This window comes from Rhodohalobacter sulfatireducens (genome assembly GCF_022012475.1).
Lineage (GTDB): Bacteria > Bacteroidota > Rhodothermia > Balneolales > Balneolaceae > Rhodohalobacter > Rhodohalobacter sulfatireducens.
On the sequence record NZ_JAKLWS010000011.1, the window covers coordinates 96,761 to 113,507 of the forward strand.

Genomic DNA, 16,747 nt, shown 5'->3' on the forward strand with positions numbered 1-16,747 from the left:
CGTAATAGTGAACAGAAGTAACCCTCAAAAAAAAACAGACGTTGATTTAACCTCTTTCAATACACTTGGGGTTTCAGCGGTAGCAAATAATTTTGTAGATGTTGAGTGTCCAAAGGATCTTTACGAGTTATATGAAGGTGGGTTTTTTGAGCATGATTGCCCGTTTGTGCTTGGCGGTGGGAGTAATATTCTATTTCTGGAGAATCCGGCTCAACCAATTTTGAAAGTTTCTATTAAAGGAAAAGATATTATCGAGGATAGCTCCGGTAGACTGAAGGTTAAAATTGGAGCCGGGGAAAACTGGCACGAATTTGTAACCTGGGCTGTGAAGAATAATTATGGAAGTGTTGAGAACCTTGCACTGATTCCCGGAACGGTTGGAGCTGCACCTATACAGAATATCGGGGCTTATGGTGTGGAGTTGGATGAAGTATTTGATTCTCTTGAATTGTTTGACATGAGAGATGGAATCTTCAAAACCTTCCAAAAGGAAGAGTGCAGATTTGGGTACCGTGATAGCATTTTTAAAAAAGCACTAAAAAGAGTAGTTGTTGTAACCCGAGTTACGCTAAATTTGACGACAGAAAATCACCAAATTGAAGACAGTTATAAATCACTTCAATCCTATTTATCTGAAAAAAGAATTACAGAACCTTCTATCAAAGATATCTACGAAGCGGTTATTGATATTCGAAGGTCGAAACTCCCTGATCCGAATTTAATTGGGAATGCAGGCAGTTTTTTCAAAAATCCTATTATTAACAGGAAACAGTTTGAAGAACTTCATAAGAGATATGATGAGATGCCATTTTACGAGTTGAACAGTGAGGAGATAAAAATTCCGGCGGCTTGGCTGATCGAAAAAACCGGTTGGAAAGGAAAACGGATTGGAGATGTGGGAACTTATAAAAACCAGGCCTTGGTGATTGTCAATCACGGGAACGCAACCGGATCAGAAATTTTTAGCTTTTCAAAAAAAATTCAGCATTCGGTATTTGAGGAGTTTGGTATTGAGTTGGTTCCCGAAGTGAATATTGTTGAATAGATATGAGTGAGAAAGCTCCCATTATTATCAATGATGATCTCTTTTTGAATACGGTATCTTGTCCTCTGAAGTTTATCCATATTACGAACGATTCCCTGAATCGCGATACCTCAAAACTATATTTCAGGCAGCGAAATAAGTTACACATCCGGGATGCAATATCTTTACGTTTTGAAAATTGCAGGCATACATCCAATTCTACAAAAAAAGCGTTCGGTGAGACAACAGAGTTACTGAAGGAAGAAACGGTAGCTATTACCGGTGCGGTTATTCAACAAGATAAGGTTTTGACCCGAATACCGATTCTGGTTAAGAACGATAAAAAACTGATTATCATCCAGGTACATGGAAAACTTCGCAAACAATCGGAAGGAGATGAAATTCAACCGGGAATAAAAAAAAGAAGTATTGTTCGATATCTTCTGAAAGCAGCCTATCGGTTGGATGTGTTAAAAAGACAGTTTCCGGATTATGATGTTGATGTCCATCTCTATTTTCCGAATAAACATTTCAAATCTTCAATAGATCATCTGCACCTATTCGATCAAGCAAGTTTTTTTACCCGAAAAAAAATCAAAAGAGAACTATTAGAGCTTTTTACAAAAGTCCGTGCCACAAAAGCGGTGGAACAGATTCGGCAACAAATTCCTATTGAGCAGTCTCATCAATACTTTCATAATGAGTCTGTTTCTTCGGCGATTGAAAAAATAAAATTAATGATCCATCAACCACACGAATTTCGTGGTATTGATCGGCATAAAAGTTGCAAATATTGCGATTTTAGATTGTCAAGAAATGAGAGTACTGAAGGTTGCTGGAGGCAATTTTTTTCATCAGAAGATATTAATCACACCGAGAAACATGTTTTTGAGTTGATTGGACATGGGAATAGCGCAGAATCAGAAAATGGTACCTTTTACCAGGAAGAAGCGGAATTCTCCAGGGGTTTTGATTCTCTCGAGAAGATGCTTCATCAGAACATTGCCACTATTCCGATTTTAAATCGAAGAAACCTGCAGATTCTAAAGGCCCGGGACCTGGCTGTTCCAAGTTTATGGATTAAGCAGAGTATGAAGTCAATTAATGATCTGAAATACCCCCTGCATTTCCTGGATTTTGAAGCGGCAACATATGCTATACCTATGAAGAAAGAATCCCGGCCCTATACGCCGGTTTACTTCCAGTTTTCCTGCCATACGCTTCATCAATCCGGAAAGATGATTCACACAGAGTGGCTGGACCTTCAGGATAAAACTATTCACCCTCATAGGGAATTTGTTTGCCAACTGGGAAGGATTCCGGATATTTTTGAGGGAACAATTATGCAATATTCACCCTTTGAGAAGCAGGGTGTAAATCGATTGATTGCGGATTTCAAGCGTGAGCAAAAAAAATATAAGAAGGAGCTTGAAATTCTTGAGAAGATCCGAACGTCAAGAACTGACAAGTATGAACATCGTTTTTTTGATGTAAGCAGAATTATTCGAGACTACTATTTTAATGAATATCTAAAAGACAGCCTAGGTTTGAAACAGGTTTTGCAAAGCATTTTAAAATGGGAACAGTCTTCGGAGTTCTCAGACTTCTTTGATAGCCAGGTAAATGATGTATTGTTTGGTGAGAAAGGAGAAGAAAAAGGAAGCAAAACTTTTGATCCGTATAAGAATGTGAAAGATTCCGATTTTTCAATTTCGGATGGATCTGACGCAATGAATGCATGGCTTTCCTACAAAAACGGTTTGATGACTGATGAAGAGAAAAGTGCTGTCCCCGAAGTACTTAAAAAATATTGCACTCTGGATTCATATGCCCTCTTCATTATTTTCAAGCACATTAAACGGTTTACGGGTCTTCTGGACAGTGAAGATTATATCCTATTAAACAGAAATAATCGTTAAAGTTGCATGAAAATCTTACCTTTTAAACACACTTAAATTATTTGGATATGCGTACTCTAACATCCTATCTGCTGATATTTTTCTCAGTTTTTATTTTTTCGAATTCCTGCACTGTTCAAAAAAGTCCCGTGAGTGGAAATAAACGGGCTTATGCATATTCGTGGGAGGAAGAAGTTCAAATTGGCAAGGACGTGGACAATCAAATTATTGCCCAATATGGACTTTACCAGGATGAAAACTTGAGTGAATATGTGAAGAACCTCAGTGAGGAAATCCTGGCAAACAGCCATATGAGACGTGAGGATACTCCCCAGAAATACAGCGAAACAGAGTTTACATTTAGAGTACTAGACAGTCCTGTAGTGAATGCTTTTGCTCTGCCCGGCGGGTATGTGTATGTAACCCGCGGACTGATTGCTCACCTCGAAAACGAGGCTCAACTCGCCGTAGTTATAGGCCACGAAATCGGGCATGTAGCGGCAAGACATGCCTCACAACGCGGTCTCACACAAACAATTGGACAGGTTGTGGCTGTGGGCGGCGCAATTCTTGGCCAAGAATTTTTAGGGATGTCCGGAGAGAATCTACTGGCATTAAGCAGCCAGGCGGCACAGTTACTTTTCTTGAGTTACAGTCGCGAAAATGAACGCGAATCCGATGAGCTTGGTGTTGAGTATGCCGCAAAAACTGGTTATGCGGCAGCTGAAGGTGCTGAATTTTTTAATAGCCTTAAACGAATATCAGAGAATTCCAATCAATCACTGCCAACATTTCTCTCTTCTCACCCCGACCCGGGAGAACGAGAACAGACCATTCCAAGAAAAGCTGAACAGTGGGCTGAAGAAGGTTATGAACAGACCATTTATGATGCTGAAGAATATATGAGTCAACTCAATGGAATCGTTTATGGTAATAATCCGCGGCAGGGTTTTTCTGAAGATGGTATGTTTTACCATCCTGATTTAGAGTTTCAATTTCCAGTACCGGAAAGCTGGCAGGTGATCAACCAGGCACAACAGGTTGCATTGGTTAGCCCGGAACAAAATGCCGTGATGATTTTCCAGATCGATTCCGAAGCATCAAATCCGGAGCAAGCTGTCAGAAATTTCTTGTCGAATAACGAATTACAGGCTGAAACTCAGCGGTCTACACAAAGTAGCGGACAATGGAACGCATATGTTGCAAATACTACGGCACAAGGAGAGCAGCAAGATTTAGGTGTTTATGTGTATGCGGTGGAGTTTGGCGGCAATATTTACAGGTTTATTAACTACAGCTCTGCGGATCAATATTCTACATTTGAACCTGATTTTGAGGAAACAACTACAGAATTTGATCGCCTTACAGATCAGCAGATATTGAACATCAATCCGGTCCGGCTCAGCGTCATACAGACAGATAGAAGGGCACGGTTTAGTGATCTTCTGCCGAGTTCACTTCCAATGGATATCCAGCCGGAGGAAATTGCCATTTTGAACCAGGTTCAACTGGATGAGATGATTGAAGCCGGCACCACGATAAAAATTCCAACTCAATAAAGATTATTTCATGATAGACAGATATTCCCGAGAGGAAATGACCAACATATGGACCGAACAAAACCAATTCCAGGCATGGCTTGATGTTGAACTTGCTGCTTGCTGGGCGTGGAGTCAGTTGGGTAAAATTCCCTCCGAAGATGTTGACAAACTTTACGATAATGCAACATTCGATGTCGACAGAATCAAAGAGATTGAGAAGGAGACCCGGCATGATGTGGTTGCGTTTACTCGAACCGTTTCAGAGAGTCTCGGGGATGAAAAAAAATGGGTTCATTACGGCCTCACCTCAACTGATGTGGTAGACACGGCCAACGGCTATAGGCTCAAACAGGCCAACGAGATATTAAGAAAAGGGCTGGACCGATTTTGTGAAGCTCTCGCTGAAAAGGCTCAAGAACATAAATTAACGGTGATGATGGGGCGAACTCATGGTGTTCATGCAGAACCCACAACATTTGGATTGAAGTGTGCACTTTGGTATGCAGAGATGCAGCGAAACCTCGATCGATTTCAGAGAGCAGCCAAAGATGTAGAGTTTGGAAAGCTTTCAGGTGCAGTTGGAACCTTTGCACATATCCCGCCAAAAGTGGAAGCACTAACATGCGAGAGGCTTGGTATCCAGCCGGCGCCCGTTTCAACTCAAACCCTGCAGCGAGACCGGCACGCATATTACCTGGCAACCCTGGCTGTGATTGGTTCAACCCTCGAGAAGATCGCAGTTGAAATACGTCACTTGCAAAGAACCGAACTTCGGGAGGCGGAAGAGTTTTTCAGTAAAGGACAAAAGGGATCATCTGCTATGCCTCATAAACGAAATCCCATCAGTTCGGAGAATATTTCAGGATGTGCGAGAGTGCTCCGTGGATATATGGTTTCCTCTTATGAAAATATTCCACTGTGGCATGAAAGAGACATTTCTCATTCGTCCGTTGAACGAATTATTCTTCCCGATGCAACCATTTTATTGGATTACATGCTCCACCGTTTTTCCGGGGTGGTAGAAAAACTGATGGTCTATCCTGAAAACATGAAAGATAACATGCAGAAAACGCATGGTCTGGTTTTCTCGCAGCGATTATTATTGATGCTGGTTGAAAAGGGGCTATCGCGTGAAGTTGCTTACGATACCGTTCAGCCGCTGGCTATGAAAGCCTGGGAAGAAAAGCGAGCATTTCGCGAACTGGTTGAAGCAGATTCCACCATTCAGGAGAATCTATCTCCGGAAGAAATTGAGAATGCTTTCGATCTCAGTTATCACACAAGAAGAGTAGATGAGATTTTTGAGAGAGCTGGTTTGGAATAGCCACGAATACAGAAAAATACAAAGAAGTTTTCTCGAATCATGCAGAATTTTCCCAAAGGGATCTCTTTGGGGGATTCAGCATCTTCATAATTGAATCGCGTTCGGGAATTTTGAATCAAGCCTGCCTACGCTAAAGCTTCAGCAGGCAGGTTCAGAACGACATTCTTTATATAATTTTTGTGTTTTCGTGCTTACTGGCGAAAAATTAAGCCTCTTTTTTCTCCTTCATCGATTTGATTTTGTCACCGCTTTCTCGCCTTTTTTCACAGGCTTCGCGGTCGTTACATCTTCCAAATAGATGCAGAGTATGGCCTTCGACTTCAAAATCATGGATTTTTTCCATCAGGTTTTGAATTTCCAGAATTCTTGGATCGCAAAATTCAATCACCACACCGCACTCCTTGCATATCATGTGATCGTGCTGCTGGTATGCATACGATCGCTCATAATAGTACTGGTTTTTGCCAAACTGCTGCCGTTGTACGAGTCCGCACTCAATTAGAAGGTCGAGTGTGTTGTACACCGTAGCACGTGATACGCGAGTTCCGGCATTCTTCATGTTGAAAAAAATATCATCGGCATCGAAATGGCCGTCTGAACGATAAATCTCTTCCAGAACCATGAAACGTTCGGGTGTTTGTCTTTGATTTCGTTCCTTTAAATATGTTCTGAAAATTTGCTTAACCAGTTGTACGGTTTCTTCTTGTGCTTGGTGTGCCATTGGTAACGGATTAAATTATGAAACTTAAGATAGACTGAACGAATTTAAAGGAATGTTCTTACAAAAATTATTTACTTACGTTTACAATAGTATATTAAAAATGCTTGAAAATTTTATCTTATTTATAATCTACCATTTTAAACGAATCTGATTAACATGCCTACTCTCGTTGCATTTGAGACTTTAACTGAACTTTATCTTAATCTTGCAAAAAAATACGAAAATTCTGATAAAACAGCTTTTGCATATAAACCCTCTCCCAACGGTGAATACAAGACTGTAACTTGGGATACTGTAAAACAAGACGTTACAGCAATTGCCAGTTATCTGCTGGAACGAGGAGTGGAAAAAGAGGATCGGGTGGCGATTCTCAGCGAGAACAGGTATGAATGGATGGTTGTAGATCTTGCTATCCAAATGGTAGGGGCTATTAATGTTTCATTGTACACAACACTACCGCCAAATCAGTGCAAGTATATTCTCAAAGATTCAGAATCAAAGATCTTTTTTGTTTCAACAGGTATTCAACTGAAAAAGGCGGTTAAAGTCTTTGACAACTGTCCGGATTTAGAAACAATTATTGCCTTCGACGAACCCAAAGTGAAGAAATATTTGGAGGGCGACCAGGTAAAACTATTTGATACCATTTGTGCGGCCGGCATGAAGGCAGAAACAAAATTTCAGCATGCGTTAAAAAAACGGGTTAAAAACATAAAACCTGAAGATGTTGCAACCCTGATCTACACTTCGGGTACTACCGGTAAACCTAAAGGGGCAATGTTAACTCATCGCAATATCGTCAGTAATATTAAAGCGGCTCACGATGCTATAAATATTAACGAAAGCGACCGGTGTCTCTCGTTTTTACCGCTCTGCCACTCTTTTGAGCGAACTGCTGGTTATTATGCAATGATTGCCGGGGGAGCTGAAATCTACTATGCCGAGAGTGTGGATACGGTAGCACGGAATATGACGGAAGCCCATCCTACCATCGTTGTTAGTGTACCAAGATTATTTGAAAAGATATTCAACCTGGTGAACAAGAATGTGAAAGAGGGTAGCGCTATACAGCAATCGATCTTTTCCTGGGCTCTGAATGTGGGGAAACAATATTGGAATGGGAAACGGGGGTTGACTTCTGTTCAGAAAAAAATTGCCGACAAACTTGTGTTCGATAAGCTCAAAGAGCGTACAGGTGGACGCATACGGTTTTTTGTGTCAGGAGGCGCAGCATTACCTCCGGAGATCGGGATATTTTTTATGGCGGCCGGACTAAATATAATTGAGGGATACGGACTTACGGAGACGTCACCCGTGATGTGTTGCAATCCTTATGGGGATGAGGTTATCGGAACAGTTGGGCAGGTAATAAATGGGGTAACAGTTGGCATTCAAAGCCTGGAGGACAACCGCATTCTAGCCCAGGTTAGCGGTGAAGATTATCCGACAAATGTAACCTGTGAGGCCGGCGAGATTTTAAATCGAGGCCCAAACACCATGAAAGGTTATTGGAAAAACGAGGAAGCTACTCGTGAGATGATCGACGAAGACGGGTGGCTCCATACCGGTGATGTAGGGCGATTTGTAAACGGCCGGTTAAAAATAACGGATCGGATCAAACATATGATTGTAAATGCCGGTGGAAAGAATATATATCCCGGACCGATTGAGGATATGTTCAAAACCAGTCCGTGGATTGACCAACTGGTTGTAGTTGGTGAGAGGAAAACGTTTATGGCAGCATTGATTGTCCCAGATTTTGAATCTCTTGAGAAATATGCCAACCAGGAGAACATTAAATATTCAAACCTTAATGAACTGCTTCAAAAAGAGTTCATCCAAAATATCTACAACAAAGAGATCCGAACCTTTTCAAAAGAGCTGGCATCACACGAAAAAATCAGAGATTTCCGATTGGTTTCTAATGAGTTTACGGTGGAAACCGGGGAACTCACACCCACACTTAAGGTGAAACGCCGAATTATCGAGGAGAAATATAAACACCTGATTGATGATATCTTTTCGAATGAGAACTAACGTTCATCAAAGACCTATTACTCTGCTTGTTTCTTTCGTGCGTCCACAAAAGATTTGATACCGGCAATCAAGAAAATGATACAGATTACGGCCATTATGGATTGACTCACTGCTGCTGACATTCGTTCGGGCATGGTTCCCGCAAGAGCACCAAAAACCGATATTAAACCACTAAAAGAACCCCCTAAACCAAGAAGTGCCAACAAAAGTGCAGCATGCATGGTGTGCTTTCGCATCGATTCACTTCTAGTTCCCCAGAAGCCGAGTCCCGCAAATACAATCCCGAAAAAGGCGGGGATCAGAGCAGTGACGCTTGCAAAATCTGTGAGGATGTAGGACAGAATTCCAAGAATTGTTAACAGGATTCCAATATTGATTGACATTTTTGGTATGCTCATAACTTTAAGAAATTTGTTGTTTGATTGTTGTTAATATACGTTTAATACGCCGTCTGTTTACTCCCAGGTCACTCTCGCCAACCCGGCTTGAACTCTTAATGTGAAGGATACTTTTCTCGTGATCAACCGGTTTGACAGCTATTTCCACATCATCTTTAAATCCAAATATTGGAATACGAAATACGGCATCTATTTGAAGGGATTGTGAATTTGTATTTATTTCATAAGGTTCAATCCGATTTATCGCTGAAGAAACGATCTCAAATAGATCCTCCGCTTTTTCATTAAATTCTACAGAATCAAAGGTGCAATTGGGAGAATCAGGACAAGGTTCGAAGGGTGAAGTGTCGGCGGCTTGATTAAAATCGTCAGGTTTAGAACCAAAAAAATAGGTGATGATAGATTGAAGCAATGGTCAACAGTTTATTCCTAAAAATAATCACATTTTGTTTACTGATTCACAAAACCTCAAACATTCCTCAAGCGTTTCAGCTACTTGTAAAATTTTCCTGTTTTTGGGCCTGATGAAGCCAACTTCAACCGCATGATCGATCATGTTTATAAGTGAATCGAAGTAGCCATTAAAATTATAGACAACAACAGGTTTGTTGATAAGGCCAATTTGATTCCATGTAATGATCTCAAACAGCTCCTCAAGAGTACCAAAACCACCGGGCAGTGCAATAAAAGCCTCGGCACGATCAGCCATTATTGACTTACGCTGATGCATACCATCCACGGCGATAAGTTTGGTGATTCCCTGGTGAGCAACCTCTTTTTGAAATAGATTTTTGGGGATCACACCAACCACTTCACCGCCGTTTTGCATTACAGAATCAGCCAAAATCCCCATGATGCCACGGGAAGCTCCGCCATAGACAAGATTGTGTTCTCTTTGGCACATCAGCTCTCCCAATTTTGTGGCTTCTTCTTCGATCGCAGGGTCTTTCCCGGAAGAAGAGCCGCAGTAAACGCAAATGTTCATATTTTGAAAAAGTTTTCGTCAGATCGGGCGCACTCTGAGCGCAACGAAGTGAAGCCGAAGAGGGAGTCGAAATGTCGCATATTGCCAAAGAATAGTTCTCGACTTTATTCCATTCGCGTTCCGTTGCGCTTGCCTGTGCTCAAGCTTTTGAAGGCAGGCTCGAAGTGACGGGTTAGAAATCAATTTATAATCCCCACCAGGAAAATACCATCCAGCTTTCGGCAGAATCTGCATATTGAGAAACCAACTCACGATTCATTTCAGGTACTTGTTGTTCCATCTCGGACTGTTGTTGTTCGAACTGCTCAAGGTTCATATTGTTAAAATTACCCTCGCTGGCAGCCTCAGCTATTTGGTCGATGTTGTAAGAAAACAGCTCCATACCCAGTGCACTGTAGAAAGATTGCTGAACATACCGATATTCCTGTAGAGAGAAATCGTGATCATTCAGTGCATCCACCTGGATCTGTTTGGCATCTGAATAGAGGTTGATAATATCTCCCCAGGCACTCATGATAGCAGTTAAACCGGGTTCCTGGTTCTGATTTTGAAGCTCCTGTTCAAGCTCTTCATACTTCTGCTGAAACTCATTCAAACGTTCCTCAACTCCACTCTGAATCTGCTTCTGAACAGCTACAAAACGTTCTACCTGTTCTTCGGTCATTGCATTGTCAGCCGGTGGCTCATACGTCGACTGATTATCAATTCTATTATTTGTTTCGTGTATCTCCTGGAGTGATTCCACGCTTCCCATCACCGGTTTGTAGATATAGTTGTAGGTCAAAAACCCACCGCCAATCAGTATTAAAAGGCCAACTCCCAAACATCCAAGTGCTATTTTCTTTCCCATAGTAGATTACATTTGTTTATTTATTGTGAATGTGTAATGTCCCCTGTAAACCTGTCAGTTTGCTTTTAGATAATAGCTAAATCAGCCCGCCATTGCCAACATCCTGTCCAGGATTCCCTCAAGTTTATTCACTAATAAGGTCACTTCCTCTTTAGTATTATGCTTGCCAAAACTGATGCGAATACTTGAATTGCAGTGATCCTGGTTCAAACCTATTCCGCTTAATACATGTGATGGCTCCGTAGCTCCCGATGTACAAGCTGATCCATTTGATACACAGATCCCCTCAATATCCAGGTTTAAGAGAAGCATTTCACCGTCTAAACCCTTTTCGTCAGGTGATAGAAATGCTACATTCAGAATATGTGGAGCCCCACCGTTACGAGGTCCGTTAACATAAAATTGTTCGTCGAACTTTTCATCGAGTTGTTGAATGGCGAATTCACGAAGCGAATAATAATGGCTTGCATTATTTTCCAGCTCATCAACTGCAAGTTCCATCGCTTTGGATAGACCTACGATTCCGGGCACATTTGATGTACCCCCTCTTCGTTTTCTTTCCTGTGAACCACCTTGCAGCCAGGGCTCCCAGGGAGTGCCATTTTTAACATAAAGTACACCAATGCCTTTCGGCCCGTAAATTTTATGAGCACTGATACTAAGTGCATCCATTCCAAACTCTTTCACGTCAACCGGTATTTTGCCAATGCTTTGAACTGTATCAGAATGGAATGGTACACCGCTTTCTCGGCATACCTCAGCAATCTCTTTTATTGGGTTGATGGATCCAATCTCGTTGTTCACATGCATCAAACTAACGATGGCCGTGTTTTCAGAAATAGCATTTTTTACTTGCTCAGCTGTGATTATACCCTCTTCATTCGGTTCCAGGTATTTGATGGTAATTCCTTCGTTTTCAAGAGATTCCGCGGGATGCAGAACTGCATGATGCTCAATAGGGGAGGTTATAATCTCATTTTTCCCGGTTCCGGTGATCATTCCTTTGATGACGGCGTTATCACTTTCAGTACCTCCGCTGGTAAAAATGATTTCAGATGGCTCGGCGTTTAACAACTTTGCGATGTTCTCTCGTGCATCTTCAATTGCTACTTTGGAAGTACGCCCTAGCTGGTGTGCTGAATTTGCATTCCCATAATTTTCGGTAAGAAAAGGTGTCATCGCATCCAATACCCTTTTATCTAAAGGTGTTGTGGCTGCATGATCAAAATAGATAGAGTCCATACCTCTGTTTTTTTTGAACTTTTTTTCATTTTACAAAATATCCAAAATGATCTTTAAATACAGGTGCAATAATTATGTAATTTTCTATGATTTCTTAGAACCATTAGACTCTTCATCAAACGGCTCCCCCATGATTTAATCGGTTATGAAAGCTCATCGGATGAGTGATCCAGTAAGGTATGTTAGATTTAAGCATTTATACTACCAATGACAGGTTTCGGAATGTGGCTTTAAACAACATAAACGTCCCTATTGGTTCTTCTCTTGTACCTTTTGGACCGTCAAAAGGTACCTAAAAGCTCTCGGCTGTGATGGCTTTCGGGCACGGTTTGCACGCACGGGTACACTCTGCGAATGCTCACAGGTGAGCGCGCAGGGCGATTTTTCCCGTGCTGCCATGCAAACCATGCAATTCCTCCACCCATCAAGGCCGAAGGAGTAAAGCCCCTCATCGATTATCGTTTAGTGCAACGGGTAAATTTTCTGTCAACTCCACAATGGTGTTGCCCTGCTTTGGGAAAAATTAGTGGCTTCCCGATGACTGACATTACAATCAAGAGATTTGAGGAGTGGTTAATAATTTTTTGTAGAGCTTTAAAAGCCCACAAAAATCTTTCTTTTCGAGCTTATAAACCTGTATTTTGCAAAGAAATTGAATATCAAATTAAACAGATACACAAATGGCTAAACTAACATTGAATGATGTTGAACTGAAGGGAAAAACGGTACTGATGAGAGTCGATTTTAACGTGCCGATCAAAGAGGGAGTTATTTCAGACGATAACAGAATTGTACAAGCCCTAAAATCAATTAATTTTGTAATTGACGCCGGAGCGAAACTTATTTTAACAAGCCACCTGGGACGGCCTGGCGGATCACCCGATCCTGAATTTAGCCTCAAACCGGTAGCGGATCACCTTGCAACTTTAGTGGATGTCCCCGTTCATTTTGCAACTGACTGTATTGGTGATACTCGCAAAGAAGTCGTTGATCAAGCGAAACCCGGTGAAATTGTACTTCTTGAAAATGTTCGATTCCATGCCGGGGAGAAAGCCAATGATTCTGATTTTGCCGATCAGCTGTCTGAAGGGGCAGATCTTTTTGTGAATGATGCATTTGGAAGCAGCCACAGGGCGCACGCTTCCGTTGCCGGGGTAACAGAGTTTTTGCAGCCATCTGTTTCCGGGTTCTTGCTTGAGAAAGAGATTAAATATCTTGAAGGAAGTGTGAACAATCCTGAACGGCCATTTGTAGCTATTCTCGGCGGAGCGAAAGTATCCGATAAAATTGGTGTGATTGAAAATCTGCTTGGCAAAGTGGACAGTATTCTGATTGGCGGTGGTATGACCTACACTTTTTATAAAGCCAAAGGCCTGCCCATTGGTGATTCATTGGTCGAAGATGACAAGATTGACCTTGCGAAAGAGCTCCTTGAAAAAGCAGAAGCAACCGGTGCGAATGTAATGCTTCCGGTTGATTCCGTCGTAGCAAAAGAGTTTAAAAACGATGCCGAACATAAAGTAGTAAGCGAGGACGGAATTGAAGACGGATGGATGGCTTTGGATATAGGTCCCGAAACGGCGATTGCATTTGGGAATACCATCAAACAAGCGAAAACGATTGTTTGGAATGGTCCAATGGGTGTATTCGAAATGTCGAACTTTGCGGATGGAACCTTTGAAGTGGCCAAAGCTCTCGCAGCAGCAACGAAACAGGGGGCCACAACCATTATTGGTGGAGGAGATTCAGCTTCTGCGATTAAAGTAGCCGGACTTGAAGATGACGTTTCTCACGTCTCAACCGGCGGCGGAGCCAGCCTCGAATACCTCGAAGGGAAAGAATTGCCTGGGGTTGCTTTTTTAACGGATAAGTAATTTTTGACTCACTCATTTTATCTCAGTTCTTTTTCCTGGAAAAAAGGAAAAGGACTGGGTAAGTTGGTAAGTGGATGATAGGGAGACTGGGTGAATGGGAGTCTGGGTGAATTACTCCCCAATCGTCCATTGATCTGCTGAATGGATCATATTGACAAGCATTCCAATAACATGTTCATATTTTTGATTTAGATTATCACATGTCTCAGGAGTGAGATATTTGCAGTCTTTAGCAAAATCAATCCAGGTTTGGGTTTCGGAGGCTTCTCCTTCGGAATCAGAGAGTTTTGCGATAAAAGCTTTTTTATATCAATTTTTTTCTGAAGGCTTCAGCAAGATTCGCAGCCACTGACCTTGAACTATTCCGAATTTGAGAGGTCAAAGCATAACGTTCTTCTTTAGGAAAAGATTTGGAAATATTGAAGATCTCCATTGCCAGATCGTAGGAAAGCTGATAAACCTTCAGGTCTTTATGTGATCGAATACGTTCCATCGTAACTTATTTTTGATTTACATTGTTGTACACAGCTCAAAATATTAATCACCCACTCTCCCCATCACCCTTTCACCCACTCTAAAACCTCACCCTCGCCTGTATCCCAAAATCACTCCTGCGATCACCCTGAATCTCATTCAATCCGCTGCTAATCGTTTGGCGATCTTCATATATAGTCGTAGACAACTTCATCCACAGTTCAAGCCAGTTGGTGGGTTCGTAATTGAAGAGGATGTACATTCGCTGGCCCTGGTCGAAAAGCATAGTATTTGATAACACGTACAGCAAGTCATTTTCGAATTGATAAACGCGTGAATCGTATCCTTCGGTTTCAAACATAGTTACACGTGCATCGATCTGAAATCTGTCGCTGAGGTAATAGCGAATATCCTGGAAAACCAGGTATCCCCAGCTTGTGTCGCTGTTTGGTGGAGTAGATTTTGCAAGGTCAAAACGTGTTCTCAGCCGTACTTTCGGGTGAACCTGGTACTCGGCCTGGTAGCGAATGGAACTTCGAATATCGTCATCAAGCAGGCTGATTTCTCGTCCAAATTCATCGGTTGTATCGTATTCTTCTTCCCGTGTTTTGGACCGGAAAAGAAGATACATATTCAGATCAGTGTTCGGTTCATATTCTATCATTCCAAGCCAGTCGAACCCGGATGTTGGCTGACTTTGCAGGAATCTTGCCCCGGGAAAACGGAACTGATCAAAATATCCAATGAGTTGAATTTGATCCGTCAATTCGTGTTCAATTCCGATGTAAAATCCCTCTTCATTTCCCGGAGTACCGGACTGTTCGCCAAAACCTGCGCCGAAAATGGATTGTAGCTGCTTGTCGTAATACCTGTAGGAGAGGGCAAGGTTGGTTCGGTTGCCTACTTCAAAATCAGCCCCGGAAAGAAGTCCGTACCCGCCATTATCGGTATAGGCAAATTCACCAAAAAGGATTACGTCCTGGATCAAAAAACGATAATCGGCGGAATATCCTGATAACTCCTTTCCGGAGAAATCAAACACCTGGTAGGGTTGATTTCCCGCTTCAACCGTCTGATCAAACCGATTATGGTAGCCCGAGACTCCAACGAAACCAAACGGAACACGGGCCCGAATGCGTCCGCCGAAGGTTTCCTGGCCAAGATTATTTCGACGGCTTCTTTCGTTAACTGTTCTATGATACCCGGTCTCCGTCGGAAAGTTTACAATATTGTCCTCAATGATACTGGCTGTTCGGTCTCGGTTTGAGTAGAAAGCGCTCACTTGGATATCCTGTCCGTAAGTGGCGGCGATGCCCCGAAAACCTATCGCTTCCTGTGCGGATGTAAATGGGCGGATTCCTCGTTCATTTTTTGAAACGCCGTTCGTTACATCACGTCCCTTACCAAATGCCCCGCCACTCCAGATTAATAATCCCTGGCCAAATGAAACACTGTAGTCACCAATTACAAAATCTTGCAGGTTGCCAACATCATTTACTCCAATGTGCCAAGATGTGTAATCAAAATCGGTAGGGCCGGATAACGGTTCACCGGGATCTTTATCTTGGGTGAGATTGAGTGAAAGATGATTGCTGGTATAACGAAATCGTTGATAATATTTAGCCGGACTGCCTAAATATCCTCCAGATGAGTCGGGTCTTGCATACCCTTCCTGCTCCTGGAGGGTCTGTTGATACCGTGTGAACCCCTCAAAACGTCCGTTATTCGTCCAATAACTTGGATCGAGATAGAGGTCCCGGCTCAATTCCAGCCCGGTTCCAACGGTAATGTAGGGGCGAATCCTGCTGAGGGTTGCCGGTCCAACACCCGGTACATCGGTAAGTTCATCGACTGTTGAAAATGGAGCTTGGTTTGATCTGTACTGTACAATTCCCTGTGCGAGCCGAAAGTTTAAGCCAGGGATCTGCATCAAATCATCGACAGAGGAGCGATTGATGTTAATTGGGTTATTCGCTAAGCTCTCCAGGAATTCAACGAGTTCTTCCAGGTCAAGATCAGATTCTTCGGGATCGATCTCTTCAATAGCTTCTTCAAGATCTCGTTCAATCTGAGTACGGACGGTATCCCTTTGCTGTGCATTCGCTTGTATCGGAAAAATTGAAATAACAAAAATCCCAAATGTAAAGACATATCTCAGCTTTGCCAGTGTCAGCCAGCTTTGATATCTATCCCCAAAAGCTCTCATGCGAATCTCTTTGAAAATGATGGATTGATAAATTATACAGTCTCTGTTGGTATATTTAAACTCTCAATTATGAAGATCAACAGCTAAACAAATAACGAAAAAGTCAATTCGTGCTTGTAGTAAAGATAAAATGTAGAAATAAAAATGTGTCTATTTTTTTCTGCTAAGGCCGC

The 16,747-nt window shown here is 42.1% G+C and carries 13 protein-coding genes and 1 pseudogene; 6 read left to right on the forward strand and 8 right to left on the reverse strand.

All coding sequences use genetic code 11. The features are described from left to right. Positions 1–7: 7 nt before the first annotated feature. The 4 genes from murB to purB all read left to right on the forward strand — a co-directional run bounded on the left by murB (position 8) and on the right by purB (position 5,787). Entirely contained in the window at positions 8–1,045 is a 1,038-nt protein-coding gene (murB, locus tag L6773_RS10535; protein ID WP_237854218.1) for a UDP-N-acetylmuramate dehydrogenase, read from the forward strand. A gap of 2 nt (positions 1,046–1,047) precedes the next feature. After that, entirely contained in the window at positions 1,048–2,943 is a 1,896-nt protein-coding gene (locus L6773_RS10540) for a DUF2779 domain-containing protein (RefSeq protein ID WP_237854221.1), read from the forward strand. A gap of 128 nt (positions 2,944–3,071) precedes the next feature. Further along, the gene (locus L6773_RS10545; protein ID WP_237854222.1) at positions 3,072–4,481 is read left to right on the forward strand and encodes a M48 family metalloprotease; all 1,410 of its coding nucleotides are present in this window, start codon (positions 3,072–3,074) and stop codon (positions 4,479–4,481) included. A 10-nt stretch (positions 4,482–4,491) separates the two neighbouring features. Further along, positions 4,492–5,787, forward strand: coding sequence for an adenylosuccinate lyase (gene purB, locus L6773_RS10550; protein ID WP_237854224.1), 1,296 nt, complete (start codon positions 4,492–4,494; stop codon positions 5,785–5,787). Positions 5,788–5,992: 205 nt separating this feature from the next. Here the strand turns inward: purB and L6773_RS10555 are convergent, their stop codons facing one another. After that, positions 5,993–6,508, reverse strand: coding sequence for a Fur family transcriptional regulator (locus L6773_RS10555; protein ID WP_237854226.1), 516 nt, complete (start codon positions 6,506–6,508; stop codon positions 5,993–5,995). Positions 6,509–6,664: 156 nt separating this feature from the next. Between L6773_RS10555 and L6773_RS10560 the strand changes: the two genes are divergently transcribed. Then, positions 6,665–8,545: an AMP-dependent synthetase/ligase gene (locus tag L6773_RS10560; RefSeq protein WP_237854228.1), complete on the forward strand. Its 1,881-nt coding sequence runs from the start codon at positions 6,665–6,667 to the stop codon at positions 8,543–8,545. Positions 8,546–8,562: 17 nt separating this feature from the next. Here the strand turns inward: L6773_RS10560 and L6773_RS10565 are convergent, their stop codons facing one another. The 5 genes from L6773_RS10565 to L6773_RS10585 all read right to left on the reverse strand — a co-directional run bounded on the left by L6773_RS10565 (position 8,563) and on the right by L6773_RS10585 (position 12,020). Beyond that, complete coding sequence (locus L6773_RS10565) at positions 8,563–8,943, reverse strand: hypothetical protein (protein WP_237854230.1); 381 nt, start codon at positions 8,941–8,943, stop codon at positions 8,563–8,565. A 4-nt stretch (positions 8,944–8,947) separates the two neighbouring features. Further along, entirely contained in the window at positions 8,948–9,355 is a 408-nt protein-coding gene (locus tag L6773_RS10570) for a DUF1499 domain-containing protein (RefSeq protein ID WP_237854231.1), read from the reverse strand. Between the two features lie 27 nt (positions 9,356–9,382). Then, positions 9,383–9,928: an LOG family protein gene (locus tag L6773_RS10575; protein ID WP_237854234.1), complete on the reverse strand. Its 546-nt coding sequence runs from the start codon at positions 9,926–9,928 to the stop codon at positions 9,383–9,385. A gap of 184 nt (positions 9,929–10,112) precedes the next feature. Next, complete coding sequence (locus L6773_RS10580) at positions 10,113–10,778, reverse strand: hypothetical protein (RefSeq protein ID WP_237854236.1); 666 nt, start codon at positions 10,776–10,778, stop codon at positions 10,113–10,115. Between the two features lie 81 nt (positions 10,779–10,859). Further along, positions 10,860–12,020, reverse strand: a complete 1,161-nt coding sequence (locus L6773_RS10585) for a cysteine desulfurase family protein (RefSeq protein ID WP_237854238.1) — start codon at positions 12,018–12,020, stop codon at positions 10,860–10,862. A gap of 680 nt (positions 12,021–12,700) precedes the next feature. Between L6773_RS10585 and L6773_RS10590 the strand changes: the two genes are divergently transcribed. Continuing rightward, on the forward strand, positions 12,701–13,894 hold the full coding sequence (locus L6773_RS10590) for a phosphoglycerate kinase (RefSeq protein WP_237854239.1): 1,194 nt from the start codon (positions 12,701–12,703) through the stop codon (positions 13,892–13,894). A gap of 111 nt (positions 13,895–14,005) precedes the next feature. Here the strand turns inward: L6773_RS10590 and L6773_RS21735 are convergent. Together L6773_RS21735 and L6773_RS10600 are read right to left on the reverse strand one after the other, a co-directional pair. After that, positions 14,006–14,387 (reverse strand): annotated as a pseudogene (locus L6773_RS21735) (four helix bundle protein). A gap of 81 nt (positions 14,388–14,468) precedes the next feature. Next, entirely contained in the window at positions 14,469–16,574 is a 2,106-nt protein-coding gene (locus tag L6773_RS10600) for a ComEA family DNA-binding protein (protein ID WP_237854249.1), read from the reverse strand. Between the last annotated feature and the right edge of the window lie 173 nt (positions 16,575–16,747).